Source organism: Micromonospora sp. NPDC049101 (genome assembly GCF_040648675.1).
GTDB lineage: Bacteria > Actinomycetota > Actinomycetes > Mycobacteriales > Micromonosporaceae > Micromonospora.
Window position 1 is genome coordinate 21,173 of record NZ_JBEZED010000037.1, and the last position, 12,982, is coordinate 34,154.

11 protein-coding genes are annotated in these 12,982 nt (G+C 69.6%); 5 read left to right on the forward strand and 6 right to left on the reverse strand.

From position 1 onward, the window contains the following. Nucleotides 1–8: 8 nt before the first annotated feature. Both AB0B57_RS33290 and AB0B57_RS33295 read left to right on the forward strand, forming a co-directional pair. The gene (locus AB0B57_RS33290) at nt 9–1,736 is read left to right on the forward strand and encodes an ABC transporter ATP-binding protein (protein ID WP_357079116.1); all 1,728 of its coding nucleotides are present in this window, start codon (nt 9–11) and stop codon (nt 1,734–1,736) included. Further along, nucleotides 1,733–3,688, forward strand: coding sequence for an ABC transporter ATP-binding protein (locus AB0B57_RS33295; protein ID WP_357079119.1), 1,956 nt, complete (start codon nt 1,733–1,735; stop codon nt 3,686–3,688). Before AB0B57_RS33290 ends, AB0B57_RS33295 begins: the two co-directional genes overlap by 4 nt. Nucleotides 3,689–3,811: 123 nt before the next feature. Here AB0B57_RS33295 and AB0B57_RS33300 read toward each other — a convergent pair whose 3' ends face one another. Genes AB0B57_RS33300 through AB0B57_RS33310 form a run of 3 tightly spaced genes read right to left on the reverse strand, consistent with a single transcriptional unit; the run spans nt 3,812 to nt 8,284 of the window. Next, on the reverse strand, nt 3,812–5,305 hold the full coding sequence (locus AB0B57_RS33300) for an RICIN domain-containing protein (RefSeq protein WP_357079122.1): 1,494 nt from the start codon (nt 5,303–5,305) through the stop codon (nt 3,812–3,814). A 51-nt stretch (nt 5,306–5,356) separates the two neighbouring features. Beyond that, nucleotides 5,357–6,796: a glycoside hydrolase family 43 protein gene (locus AB0B57_RS33305; RefSeq protein WP_357079125.1), complete on the reverse strand. Its 1,440-nt coding sequence runs from the start codon at nt 6,794–6,796 to the stop codon at nt 5,357–5,359. Nucleotides 6,797–6,832: 36 nt separating this feature from the next. Continuing rightward, complete coding sequence (locus AB0B57_RS33310) at nt 6,833–8,284, reverse strand: family 43 glycosylhydrolase (RefSeq protein ID WP_357079128.1); 1,452 nt, start codon at nt 8,282–8,284, stop codon at nt 6,833–6,835. Nucleotides 8,285–8,541: 257 nt separating this feature from the next. On the opposite strand from AB0B57_RS33310, the gene AB0B57_RS33315 reads away from it, so the two are divergent. Continuing rightward, complete coding sequence (locus AB0B57_RS33315) at nt 8,542–9,024, forward strand: hypothetical protein (RefSeq protein WP_357079132.1); 483 nt, start codon at nt 8,542–8,544, stop codon at nt 9,022–9,024. A 63-nt stretch (nt 9,025–9,087) separates the two neighbouring features. Here AB0B57_RS33315 and AB0B57_RS33320 read toward each other — a convergent pair whose 3' ends face one another. Further along, complete coding sequence (locus AB0B57_RS33320; protein WP_357079136.1) at nt 9,088–9,705, reverse strand: response regulator transcription factor; 618 nt, start codon at nt 9,703–9,705, stop codon at nt 9,088–9,090. A 236-nt stretch (nt 9,706–9,941) separates the two neighbouring features. Further along, on the reverse strand, nt 9,942–10,256 hold the full coding sequence (locus AB0B57_RS33325; protein WP_357079139.1) for a hypothetical protein: 315 nt from the start codon (nt 10,254–10,256) through the stop codon (nt 9,942–9,944). Between the two features lie 174 nt (nt 10,257–10,430). Here AB0B57_RS33325 and AB0B57_RS33330 point away from each other — a divergent pair, with 174 nt between their 5' ends. Continuing rightward, entirely contained in the window at nt 10,431–11,081 is a 651-nt protein-coding gene (locus tag AB0B57_RS33330; protein ID WP_357079142.1) for a DUF998 domain-containing protein, read from the forward strand. A gap of 159 nt (nt 11,082–11,240) precedes the next feature. Here the strand turns inward: AB0B57_RS33330 and AB0B57_RS33335 are convergent, their stop codons facing one another. Continuing rightward, nucleotides 11,241–12,155, reverse strand: coding sequence for a phosphotransferase (locus AB0B57_RS33335; RefSeq protein ID WP_357079145.1), 915 nt, complete (start codon nt 12,153–12,155; stop codon nt 11,241–11,243). Between the two features lie 324 nt (nt 12,156–12,479). Between AB0B57_RS33335 and AB0B57_RS33340 the strand changes: the two genes are divergently transcribed. Continuing rightward, a complete protein-coding gene (locus tag AB0B57_RS33340) occupies nt 12,480–12,875 on the forward strand; it encodes a DUF3224 domain-containing protein (RefSeq protein ID WP_357079149.1) in 396 nt (131 codons plus the stop codon). Nucleotides 12,876–12,982 lie beyond the last annotated feature (107 nt).

Consider the following 12,982-nt stretch of genomic DNA (forward strand, 5'->3'; position numbering starts at 1 on the left):
CTCGCCTTGTGCTGATCCGGTTGCTGCGTAGGTGCCTGCGCCCTTACCGGCGGCAGCTCGCCTACGTGGCGCTGTGGCAGCTGGTCGGCACGCTGGCGACGCTCTTCCTGCCCAGCCTCTATGCCGACATCGTCGACCGGGGCATCGCGACCGGCGACACCGGGTACATCCTGCTGACCGGGCTCCGCATGCTGGCCGTGGCGGCGGTCCAGGTCGGTTGCCTGATCGCGGTCGCCTACCTGAGCGCCCGAACGGCGATGGGCGTCGGGCGCGACCTGCGCCGGGACATCTTCGAGCAGGTCGCCGAGTTCTCCAGCCGTGAGATAGCCCGCTTCGGCCCGTCGTCGTTGACCGTCCGGTGCACGAACGACGTCCAACATCTGCAACTGCTGCTCATGCTGTCGCTCACCATGCTGGTCACCGCTCCCATCATGTGTGTCGGTGGCCTGGTCATGGCGATCCGGGAAGACCCGGGCCTGTCCTGGCTCATGGTCCTGATCGTGCCGGTGCTGGCCGTGGCCATCGGCCTGATGGCACGGCGGCTGGTCCCGCAGTACCGGTCGATGCAGATCAGGATCGACACCATCAACGCGATGTTGCGCGAGCAGATCGCCGGCGTACGCGTGGTCCGGGCGTTCGTACGGGAGGCGCACGAGAAGGCCCGGTTCGAGCGCGCCAACGCCGACCTCACCGCCACCGCCATCCGGGCCGGCCGGCTGCTCGCCCTGGTCCTGCCGACGGTGACGCTTGTGCTCAACCTGTCGAGCGTGGCCGTGCTGTGGTTCGGGGGCCGACGGGCCGACGCGGGCCTGGTGGGGATCGGTTCGCTCGCCGCTCTGCTGAGCTACCTGATGTTGATCCTCATGTCGGTGCTGATGGCGACCTTCATCCTGATGATGGTGCCCCGGGCCACGGTGGGCGCCGGGCGGGTCTGGGACGTGTTGGACACCCACTCCTCGGTCGTTCCCGCCGCCCACCCGGTCACGCCGCCGCTCGCGTACGCGGACCTGACGGTGGACGCGGTCCAGTTCCGGCACCCGGGCGCCGCCGAGCCGGTGCTCAACGACGTGAGCTTCCGGGCCTCGGCGGGGCAGACCACCGCCCTGGTCGGCAGCATCGGTGCCGGTAAGACGACGATGCTGTCGCTGGTGGCGAGGTTGCTCGACGCGACCGCCGGCGCGGTGCGGATCGGCGGGATCGACGTGCGCGAGTTGAACCTGGAGGAGATGTGGTCCCGGGTCGCGCTGGTGCCGCAGAAGCCCTACCTGTTCTCCGGCACCGTCGCCAGCAACCTCCGCTACGGTGACCCGGCGGCCACCGACGAGGAGTTGTGGGCTGCCCTGGACGTCGCGCAGGCGCGGGACTTCGTGGCGCGGATGCCCGCGGGCCTCGACGCGCCGATCGCGCAGGGTGGCACCAACGTGTCCGGTGGGCAGCGGCAACGACTGTCCATCGCGCGGGCGTTGGTCAAGCGGCCTGACGTGCTGCTGCTGGACGATCCGTTCTCCGCGCTCGACCTGGGCACGGAGAGCCGGCTCCGCACGGCCCTGCGCGCCGTCACCGCGCGGATGACTGTCATCGTCGTGGCACAACGCGTCTCCACGATCGTGGACGCGGACCAGATCGTCGTCCTCGACGGTGGTCGGGCCGTGGGCGTGGGGACGCACGCCGACCTGCTGGAAACCTGCCCCACCTACACCGAGATCGTCAGGTCGCAGCCGATGGCGATCGTGTGAGCAGCGTGCAGGGCGCGGCTGAGGTTGCGGCCGCGCCAGCGGCCAAGCCGAGGGCGTTCGGGCCGTCCGCCGCCCGGCTCATCCGGCGGTTGGCCGGCGATCGCCTGCGCCTGCTGTCACTGCTCGGGCTGGCCGTGGTCAGCGTGGTGCTCTACGTGCTCGGCCCGCTGGTCCTCGGGCACGCCACCGACCTCATCTTCACCGGTGTCGTGGGGCAGCGTCTCGACGCCGGGACGAGCCTCGACCAGAACATCGCCGAGGCGCGGGCAGCCGGCGACGACACCCTGGCCGACATGCTGCAGCGCATCCACCCGGTGCCCGGCGTCGGCGTCGACTTCACCCGGCTCGGTCAGGTGCTGCTGCTGGCCCTGGGCCTGTTCGTGGGCGCCAGCGTGCTCGGCTGGTTGCAGGGGCACCTGCTCGCCGGCGTCGTGCAGCGGGCGGTACGACAGCTCCGCACCGAGGTCGAGGCGAAACTCAACCGGTTGCCGCTGTCGTACTTCGACCGGCAACCTCGGGGTGAGCTGCTCAGCCGGGTCACCAACGACGTGGAGAACATCGCGCAGAGCCTGCAGCAGACACTGAGCCAACTGCTGACCTCACTGCTCACGGTCATCGGCGTACTCGTCATGATGATCGTGGTGTCCCCGCTGCTGGCCGTCATCGCGCTCGTCGCGCTGCCGCTGTCGGCGGTGGTCACCGGCCAGATCGCGAAGCGGTCGCGGCGGCACTTCACCGCTCAGTGGGCGAGCACCGGCGCGCTGACCGCCAAGGTCGAGGAGGCGTTCAGCGGGCACGAGCTGATCCGGGTGTTCGGCCGCCGGCGCGAGGTGTTGGCGTCGCTCACCGCGACGAACGACGAGCTGTACGAGGCGGGCTTCCGCGCCCAGTTCATGTCCGGGATCATCCTGCCCCTGATGGTCCTCATCGGAAACCTGAGCTACGTCGGCATCGCGGTGGTCGGCGCGATCAGGGTGGCGAACGGCGCCATCTCGCTCGGTGACGTGCAGGCGTTCATCCACTATTCCCAGCAGTTCAGCCAGCCGCTCGCCCAGGTCGCGTCCACGGCGACCCTGGTGCAGTCCGGCGTGGCCTGCGCCGAGCGGGTGTTCGACCTCCTCGATGCCGAGGAGGAGAGCCCGGAACCGGCGGTGACCGCGGCGGCCGTCCGACCGGCCCCGCCGGGTTCCGGCCGGGTGATCTTCGAGAAGATCTCCTTCGGGTACGCCCCGGGCGCGCCGCTGATGAAGGATCTGTCCCTCACCGTCGAACCGGGCCAGACCGTGGCGATCGTCGGCCCCACCGGTGCCGGGAAGACCACCCTGGTCAACCTCATCATGCGGTTCTACGAGCTGGACGGCGGGCGGATCACCCTCGACGGTGTGGACATCGCCGAGCTGCCCCGGGCCGACCTGCGTGGCCGGATCGGCATGGTCCTGCAGGACGCCTGGTTGTTCGGTGGCACGATCCGGGAAAACATCGCCTACGGCCGGTTGGGCGCGACCGATGAGCAGATCGTCGCCGCGGCGCGGGCGACCTACGTCGACCGTTTCGTCCGCAGCCTCCCCGACGGGTACGACACCGTCATCGACGAGATCGGCGGCAACATCAGCACGGGCGAGAAGCAGTTGGTGACGATCGCGCGGGCGTTCCTCGCCAACCCGCCGCTGCTGATCCTGGACGAGGCGACCACCTCGCTCGACTCGCGGACCGAGGTGCTGGTCCAACGCGCGATGGCGGCGCTGCGGGCGGAACGGACGACCTTCGTCATCGCGCACCGGCTGTCGACGATCCGCAACGCCGACCTGATCCTCGTGCTGGAGGACGGGCGCCTCGTCGAACAGGGCACGGAGCCCGAGCTGCTCGCCGCCGACGGCGCGTACTGCCGTCTCTACCACGCCCAGTTCGCCGGCGCGGTCAGCGACGAGGCGCAGGTCAGCGGGGCGCACTGACCGGTGCGCCGAGGGGCCCGCGCCGGGCCGGCTCCACGCTCCCGTAAAGGAAAAGCGGGTACGGCCCGCACCTCCCGGTGCTCGGGGGGTGCGGGCCGTACCGTGCTCAGGTCGCGACGACGGTCAGACCGCCGTGCGGGACCACTGTTGGTTGGTGCCGGTGTTGCAGGTGTACTGCTTGAGGACCACGCCGTCCGCGGTCGACGCGGCCGGTACGTCCACGCACTTGTTGCTGTGTCGGGCCCGGAGCTGGAAGTAGTTGCCGTTGGTGACCATCTGGAACTGCTGGTTGGTGCCGCTGCCGCAGGTGTACTGGACGAGTTCGGCACCGTCGGCGGTCGACGCGCTCACCACGTCGAGGCACTTTCCGCTGTGCCGGCTGACGATGCGCCAGTAGCCGCTGCCGGCGTCCTGGAACTGCCACTGCTGCCAGGCGTTGCCGCCGTAGGTGGACTGGGCGACACGCGCGCCGTTGTCGGTGTTCGGTGACTGGACGTTCATGGCCTTGCCGCTGTGCCGCACGTCGAGCCGGTAGAACGTTCCCGTCGACGGCGGCGGCGTCGTCGGGTCGCCGCCGCCGATGGTGTCGCCCCACGCGTACCGGATCCGGTCCGCGCCGGAGGTGTTGCGGACGGTCAGGTTGAGGTCGGTGCCGCTGCCGGTGAGGGCGAACATCGAGTACCAGTCGTAGCCGATGGTGCCGGTCTTGCCGCCGAGGGCCGGCCAGTAGGTGCCGCCCATCTGGTTGTCCCGCATGACCTGGGCCATGGCGCGGATGTAGCGCACGAAGTTGTCGGTGCTGCCCGCGTCGGCGTAGTTGCGACCGTCGTTCATGGGACCACCGAACTCGGTGGCGACCGCGCGCGAGGCGCAGTTTCCGAGGCGTTCCCGGATGTGGCTGCGGAAGCCGTCGTAGGTCATCGCGCCGTAGAAGAAGGTGTAGTAGTGGAAGGACAGCAGCGTCGAGTTGAAGCGGCTGTCGTTACAGATGTCACGCAGGTCCTGGCTGAAGCCGGTGCCCCCGATCAGCACCCGGCCGGGCACCGCCGAGGTGTGGTAGCTGAGCCAGTTCGCGGCGACGTTGCGCCACTCCGTCGAGCTGTAACCGTGCGGCTCGTTCATCGGCTCGAAGTAGACGTTGGTGTTCGAGCCGTACGTGTTGGTCACCGTGGACCACATCGTGTTCCACGCGGCGAGATTCGTGATTCTGCCGCCGGAGGCGGCGGCGTCCTCCCAGTAGGCGAGGATTACCTTGAAGCCGCGGGCGGTGGCGGCGTCGATCGCGCCTCGGTAGGCCTCCCACCAGGCAGTACCCACCGTGTGCGTGTTGATGGGCAGCCGGACGGTGTTGACGCCCATGGTGGATGCCATGTCGTCGTAGATGGCATTGGCCTTGGCCCGCACCGTCGCGTTGCTGTCGGACATGCTCAGACCCTGCACGACGAGCGGGCTGGTCTTGAAGTTGTCACCCAACATGGCCCAGTTCATGCCTCGGAACTGGTTGGTGGCGGCGGCGGCGGGCGACGACGCGACGACGACCACGCCGCCGACCATCGCCGTCACGGCGGCTACCAGGGCGATCAACGTCCGGCGCAACGACCGGCTGATCCGTTCCATGCGTTGTCCAATCACTAGATCGTGCCTCTCCGGGCTCGACATCTTGAGGGGTTAGCCGGTCACGCGGAAGGTCGCGTCGGCACGGCTCTGCGCGTCGGGGATCTGGTCGAGCCGGAGCAGGTAGCTGTAGTGCCGGATGTAGCGGTCCGGGTGGCTGTAGGACTGGAACGACGTCCACGAGGAGTTGGCGAGGCCGGCGACCTGTCGGAAGGTGGCGTCGGCGGCGAAGGTGGCGGTGCCGTCGTTGGCTTCCAGCCGGAAGTCGAACCCGTAGTGGCGCAGGTAGTAGCCCGGGTAGTTGACCGACTGGATGGAGACCGTGCCGGAGCCGACCAGGCCGGGCACGATCCGCCACTGACCGTCCTGGGCCGGGCTGACGTTCGGGTCGATGCGGACGTCGTAGTCGTAGTGCCGCACGTACCGGTCCTGGAAGTTGTACGACTGGATCCGGTTGACGGCGGTGACGGGCCAGCGGGCGAGCACCCGGTCCTGTTCGGCGGCGGTCAGGTTGAGGATCGTTCCGTGCCGCTTCTTGGTGCCACCCATGGCGTACGAGCCGGACGCCGGCAGCCGGTAACTGCTCGCGCTGGACGGGTTGGTGGTCAGCACCGGCAGGTAGCCGCGCCCGCTGGCGTACTGGTCGAGGTAGAGCACCCACTCGTTGCGGTTGTTGTACTTCAGCCACATCGGGCCCTCGACCTGGGCACCGGTCAACCCGATGCCGGACAGGTTCCCGAGGCTCGTCCAGGTGCCGAGGATGGAGTTGCTGCCCTCGATGGCGATCTGGCCGTCCCGGGAGGCCCGCACGTACCGGTAGGCGCCGACGCCGGACGGCACCTCGACGATCTGGGTGTCGATGATCTCCTGGTTACCGGGTCGGTTGATGTAGGGCTGCGGTGTGGTGATGCTGCGGAAGTTCGTCGTGCGCGCGGCGTAGATGCGGTGCTTGGTCGCCCCGTTGAGCGGGACGTTCGTCGCCCAGTAGAGGACGTAGTCGCCGGTTTCCGGGTTCCAGATCGCCTCCGGCGCCCAGGCGTTGCGTCCGTCCGGGATCGCGCCGGCCACGTTCAGCAGCCACGGCGCGGACCAGTTGACCAGGTCGGTGGACTCCCACACGACGAGGTTGCGGCTGCCGTTGTTGATCGCGGTCGACCAGTCCTGACCACAGCCGATGCACAGGTCGGTGGCGATGATCCAGTACCTGTCGCCGGCCGGCGAGCGGACCAGGGCGGGATCGCGAACGCCACGGGTGCCGACCGTGGAACGCAGGACGAGCCCGCCGTTGTTGAGGTCCGTCCAGCGCAGGCCGTCGGTGCTGTGGGCGAGGTAGATCTGCTGGGCGGTCGACGACTCACCGGTGAAGTGCGCCATCAGGTAACCGACTGTCGGATCGAGCGCGGACGCCTCCTTCGGTGTCGCCGCCGACCAGGTGGTGAACAGCAGGCACGCGGCCACCGCGACCGCGCCGAGCCGCGCGAGGACTCTCGACATGTGTCTTTCTCCTTCGCGGAGGGGCATCCGGGTCAGCTAGAGGGTCGGTACGACGGGGCGGATGGTGCCGTCTGCGTTGAACTCCATCCGGTCGGTGGCGGTCTCCCGGTTGGTGCCGTTGCCGGCCGGCACGGCGAACCGGTGGTAGGCGATGTACCAGGTGTCGCTGCCGGGTGCCCGGACCACGGAGTGGTGGCCGGTGCCCTTGACGCCGACGTCGAGGCGCTTCTGTAGCACCACGCCGCGCCTGGTCCACGGCCCGAGGGGCGACGAGCCGGTGGCGTACGCGACCCGGTAGTCCTCGCTCCGTGTGTCGTTCTCCGACCACATGAAGTAGTAGAGGCCGTTGCGCCGGAACACGAACGGGGCCTCGTTGTAGCCGGACGGCGTGACGACCCGTACCTGTGCCGCGTCGAAGGAGGTCAGGTCCGCGTTCAGCCGTACCGCCCGCGCGACGCCCTGACCCCAGTACAGGTAGGACTGCCCGTCGTCGTCGGTGAACACCATCGGGTCGATGGCCTGCCCACCGGAGAACTGGTCGCCGCGGACGAGCGGCCGGCCCAGCGCGTCGCGGAACGGCCCGGTGGGGCTGTCGGCCACGGCCACGCCGAGCTGTTTGGCGGTGTTGCCGCTGGCGGCGCCGCCGCTGAAGTACAGGTAGTAGCGGCCGTTGGCGGTGGCCACCGCCGGCGCCCAGGCCGAGTTGTCCGCCCAGGACACGTCCGGGCCGTGGTCGAGGATCACGCCGTGGTCGGTCCAGTTGACCAGGTCGGTGGAGGAGAACGCCTTGTAGTAGGTGCCCGCCCAGCCCGCGTAGCCGTCGGTGGTCGGGTACAGGTAGTAGCGGCCGTTGAAGACGGCGAGGTGCGGGTCGGCGAAGAGGCCCGGGAGCACCGGCCCCTTGGTGGTCCTGGGCGCCCACGGCGCGGCGAGGCGGAAGGAGCTGTCCGCCCGGAACGCGGCCGTGTCCTGGTAGGTGTCGATCCAGAGCGCGTAGTCGCGGTGGCGGATCCGCCGGTCCGGGTAGTTGTACGAGGTGAGCGCCACCGAGCCGGAGACCGAGCCGTCCACCGCGCAGAAGGTGGCGTCGGCGCGGAACCCCGCGTCACCGGTGTTGGGGTCGACCCGGAGCCGGTAGTCGCGGTGCCGCAGGAACAGGCCGGTCTTGGTCTGGAACGAGTAGCAGGCGGGCGATGCCAGGCCGTTGACCACGGTGAAGGTGGCGTCGAGCTTGGTCTGGTTGGCGCTGCCGGAGGTCACCGGGTCGAGCTGACCGAGATAGTTGACGTGCCGTACGAATCGTCCGGCCTGGTTGACCGCCTCCAGCGAAACCGCGCCGGTCGGCAGCGTGGCGGCCTGCGCCGGCCCGTCGGCGACCACCACGAACGCGGCGGCGGCCACGGCGGAGAGCACCAGGATCCGGATCCGGGAGTACCCGCTGGACCCGGTGGTCGATGCCGCTGTCGTTCGCCACGGAACCACGGTCACGACCCCTTCCGGAACGACAAACGTTGTTAGCGTTAACAAGATCAACTCGGGCGCGGCCTGGAGGGCTTCGCGGTTTCGGCGGCGGGCAACCCGCCACACGGGACAGCTCTGGTGCGCCGCCCGTTACAGGCACAATGTGTTCTGCTCGTTAAGGTCGCGTTGCGGACCAGTGTTAGCGATCGCATCAGCGAGTGTCAAGGATCGACGAAGCTCGTTCGTCTTGATCGCGCCGCCACGGCCGGCGCTATCGTTCTGGCATGGTGCGCACGTCATCCGGTGCCATCGGTGCCGCCTTCCTCGCGGACGAGCCGGCCGACGGCGTCGACCTCAGCCTGTTTGGGCAGTTCTCGGGCTCCTGGGCCCTGGACTGCACCGAGTACGACCCCGACGGGTCCCCCACCGTGCGGCGAGGCGAGTGGCATTTCGGGTACGCGCTGGGCGGCCGGGCCACCACCGATGTCTGGATCCTGCCCGGCGTCGAACACGGCGTCAGCGTGCGATTCCCCGATCCCACCGCCGGTGCCGGGGTCTGGCGCTCCACCTGGGTGGGACCGGGACGGCGTCGGACACACACCTTCCTGGCCTCCCGCGTCGGCGAGCAGATCGTGCTCGACGGCGGCGATCTGCGCTGGACCTTCTCCGACATCGAGGCAGACGAGTTCCGCTGGCGCAACGAGGCACGACAGCCCGACGGCACGTGGCGACTCGACCAGACGTTCCGGGTGTGGCGGCAGACCTGACCCTCCCTGTGCCGCCGGGCCTGCCGGGGGCGTCGGGCCTCTCTGGGGCCTGCTCGGCTCGGACTACCCGTACCTGACGAGCCCGGCGCGCTGGGCGAGGAGGGCCGCCTCGGTCCGGTTGGTGCAGCCGAGTCGGGTCAGGACCCTTGAAACGTAGCCTTTGACGGTAGCCTCGGCGAGGTGCAGTTGGGCCGCCAACTGCGCGTTGGTCAGACCCTGTCCCAGGCCGGTCAGGATCTGCCGGTCCCGTTCGGACAGACCGTTCGGCAGGGTGACCGACGGGTCCGCGGGCAGCAGAAGCCGGGTCGCACCGGGCGGCAGGATCAGGTGGCCGGCGGCGGCGGTGCGGACGAGGTTGGCGAACTCGCGCGGCGGCGTGGTCTTTAGCACGTAACCGCTGGCTCCGGCACGTAGCGCGGCAGCCAGATACCGATCGGCCGTGAACGTTGTCAGTACCACCACGACCGGGGCCGGGTGCAGAGCGGCGATCTGCTCGGTGGCGACAAGTCCGTTGACACCCGGCATGCGCAGGTCCATCAGGACCAGGTCCGGACGGTGCCGGATGGCGGCCTCGACCGCCGCGGCCCCGTCCGCCACGGTGTCGACAACCTCGATGTCGCCGGCGCTCCCCAGGATTGTGCGCAGGTGCGCACCGACCAAGGGATCGTCGTCAGCCACCACGATCCGGATCATGACGACCCCCGCTGTTGTACGCCGGGCAGCCGCGCCCGCAGCGTGAAACCACCGCCCGGCTCGGGCCCGGCCGTGAGCGTGCCGCCGAGCAACTCGACCCGACGCCGCAACCCGTGCAGCCCGGTCCCCGACCCGGAAGCGGCCAAGCGCGCGTCCGCCGCCGACCGAACCACTCCGTTGCGGACAAGAACTCGCACCCCTCCGCCCTCGTACCGCACCCCCACCTAAGCCGCGAACGGGGCCGCCGGTATGAGGAACATGATCGTGTTCTCGCCCGGCCGGATCGAGCTGTCCGGGCCGAGAGTCTCGACGGCGACCAGGACGGCGCTGCCAGCGACAGCACTCCAGGCCACCGTGACCGGTGCGCTCCGGCGCCACCACAGCGCGCCCGCCCCGGCCGCGAAGACCACAGGTGTGAGGCCACTGCCGCCCCGCGGGTCAACGGTCGGCCCGGCCAGCAACAGCAGACCGGCGAGCAACGCGACCGCCACCACCACGGCGTCGACTGACCGCCGCCTCGGTGAGTCATCCCGCCGCACGACGGACTGCGTCCACCTCAACCTGGCCCCCACCACGGCGCCAACGGTAGGCCGGGACCGGGCGCCCCGTCCGGCCCGTACCGACGAAAGTAGGTTCGGAACCGCCACAATCGTCGCCATGGGGACCGACGGCCGCCGCTACCACGATTCCGGTCCCGCACGCCCAATGGAGTCATGAAGGAAAGCGTCACCACCCGCCGGCTCCTCGCCTGCGGTACCGCTGCCGGGCCTCTGTTCGTCATCGTGGTCCTCGTCGGCGGCGCGCTACGGCCCGGATACCGCCCGATCCGCCAAGCCGCCAGCGAGCTGGCCCTCGGGTCGACCGGATGGATCCAGATCACCAACTTTCTCGTCTGCGGCGCCCTGTTCGTGCTCTGTGCCCTCGGTGTACGCCGCGCCCTGCACCCCGGGCCGGCCGCCTGGATCGCGGCTGCCCTCACCGGCCTGTTCGGTGCTGCCCTCATCGCCTCCGGGCTGTTCGTCACCGACGTCGCCGGGCAGGCCCAGCGCACCTGGCACGGCACCGCGCACAACGCCGCCGGCAGCGTGGTGTTCCTGTCCCTGCCGCTGCTGACCTTCACCTGGGCATGTCACGCTGCCCGACGTCGGTCCTGGGTCTGGGCGACAACAAGCGCGATCACCGGCGTGACAATGCTTCTCCTCATCCAGGGCCTGGCCATCGCCGAATACCGGGGCCTGTACCAGCGCATCACCATCGGACTCGGCTGGACCTGGATCACCGCCTTCACCCTGCACCTCCGTCGCGCGACGCCCACCCACCCACGTGCGGCAGCAAATCGCCTCGGCTACTGGCGGCGTCGATGACACCCCCGAGGGTTCGTGACCTCCGGCGGTGGCGAGTCGGGCATCGTCCCGTCGGCGGCCCGGAGCGCCGCGATCTCCTTGCGTGCCGCGGTCAGTCGTCCGTTTCCTCGCCCTCGTCGCCGGGCGTGGTCCGCACGCGCACGGCGGTCTGGTGATGGGTCAGCGGGTTTTCTGGAACCAGGCGGCGACCAACTCCAGCGGGCGGCGGCGACCGGTGAACATGGTGACCGTGTTACGGAGGTCGTAGGTCTGGCGGGCATCCGTGGGCGTGGTTATGAGGCGGTTGAGCATCAGGGGCGCTAACCAGAAGTACTTCGCGGCGCCGGTGAGTTGGATGGCGCGGCGGACGGTGGCGGCGTCCACCGCGCCAGCGAGGCCGCGACGGTAGCCGGTGGTGACCAGTTCGACGACCTCGTCGATCAGGACCAGGTCGACCAGGCCGTCGAAGAACGTGTCGAGGATGAGGTTGGCGGCGTCCTCGCCGAGTGGACCTGGGCCGACGAAGCTCCAGTCCAGCAGCACCGGCCCCGAGTCGTCGACGATCAGGTTCGTCGGCCAGACGTCGTGGTGGCAGAGGGTGCGGGGCAGCTCATCCGTGGCACGCAGCACGTCGTACCGGCGTAGCCAAAGCTCTCGAAGGCTGGTCCGGAGGTCGTGCGGCCAGGCGGAGGCCGCGGTGGGATGGTCCCAGGGGATCGGTTCGGTGACGGGGCGGGTCGTGGTGTAGTCGCGCAGCCAGTCGCGGGACAACCATGGCTCGGTGGGGCGCCGGCCCAGCCAAAACGCGTGCCCAGCGCCGAGCCGCTCGGCGAAGTCGCCAAGCGTCGCGGGCGTTGCCGCGGTGCCGGGCACGCCGTCGACGTGCTCCAGCCACAGCGCGACCGACCCGTCGGGCCGGTCCGTCCACTCCAACAGGGCCGGAGCGCGGATGCCCGCCGCCGAATAGGCAGTCTCCGCCAGCCCGTCGCGGTAGGCCAGGGCTTCTCGCTGCCAGTAGTTCCAGTGGCCCTGGTCGGCGCTCGCCGCCCAGTGCGCGGGCACCCCGTTCCGGCCCGGCGGGGCCGCGATCTTCAAGATCGTATTGCGGCCATCGCGGTTCACCCGCCAGATGCCACCGGTCGCCCCGTTGAGTGAGTTGTGAGTCAGCAGCTCGGCCTCCGACTGCCGCCCTATCAGATCATCAGGCGGGTTCATCAGCGCATCCTATGTACCGCTCTCAGCTGGACGCTGGCCAACCCGCCGGGCATGGTCACCCTCGGGGTGAGACACGACTATCGACGCTCTGTCGGCCCTCCGCCGGAGCAGTGAGCAGGGCCTCCGAGGGTCACCGTCCGGGAATGTCAGTGCCGTCTGCAAGGCTGCTGCGCGACAAATGCCACCAAGATGAGAAGGTGCGACATGAGCTCGAAGGCTGGCGGAACATTTGATGTCACATCATTCGAGCCAGAGGTGCTCGACGAAGGCCCGGGGGCCGCGCTTGGCCGGGCGCGGGTCACCAAGACCTTCCAGGGCGGCCTGGCCGGCACCAGTACGGTGACCATGCTGTCGGTGGCCGACAACGAGGGCAGTCCCGCTGCCTACGTCGCCGTGGAGCGATTCACGGGCGAACTTGACGGCCGCAAGGGTTCGTTCGTCCTGCAACACAGCGCACCCGGCAGCCACGGTGAGCAACTCGCGATCCGCGTCGTCCCGGGAACGGGCTCCGGTGACCTCACCGGGATCGCGGGAGCATTCGAGATCATCCAGTCCGACGACGGCGGCCACTCCTACGTCTTGGAGTACACCCTGGCCTGACGCGTGCCGACCTGCGCGACCAGCGACTCAACCGACCCACCGGGCAGTGGCGGCGAGACTTGCCCAGCACTCGCACCCCACAGAGCAAGGATGCTCGCGTGGAATCC

Excerpts from the sequence above, each read along its gene's own strand:
- AB0B57_RS33300 (WP_357079122.1), bottom strand. The coding sequence starts at position 5,305 with ATGGAACGGATCAGCCGGTCGTTGCGCCGGACGTTGATCGCCCTGGTA.
- AB0B57_RS33305 (WP_357079125.1), bottom strand. The coding sequence starts at position 6,796 with ATGTCGAGAGTCCTCGCGCGGCTCGGCGCGGTCGCGGTGGCCGCGTGC.
- AB0B57_RS33315 (WP_357079132.1), top strand. The coding sequence starts at position 8,542 with ATGGTGCGCACGTCATCCGGTGCCATCGGTGCCGCCTTCCTCGCGGAC.
- AB0B57_RS33330 (WP_357079142.1), top strand. The coding sequence starts at position 10,431 with ATGAAGGAAAGCGTCACCACCCGCCGGCTCCTCGCCTGCGGTACCGCT.
- AB0B57_RS33340 (WP_357079149.1), top strand. The coding sequence starts at position 12,480 with ATGAGCTCGAAGGCTGGCGGAACATTTGATGTCACATCATTCGAGCCA.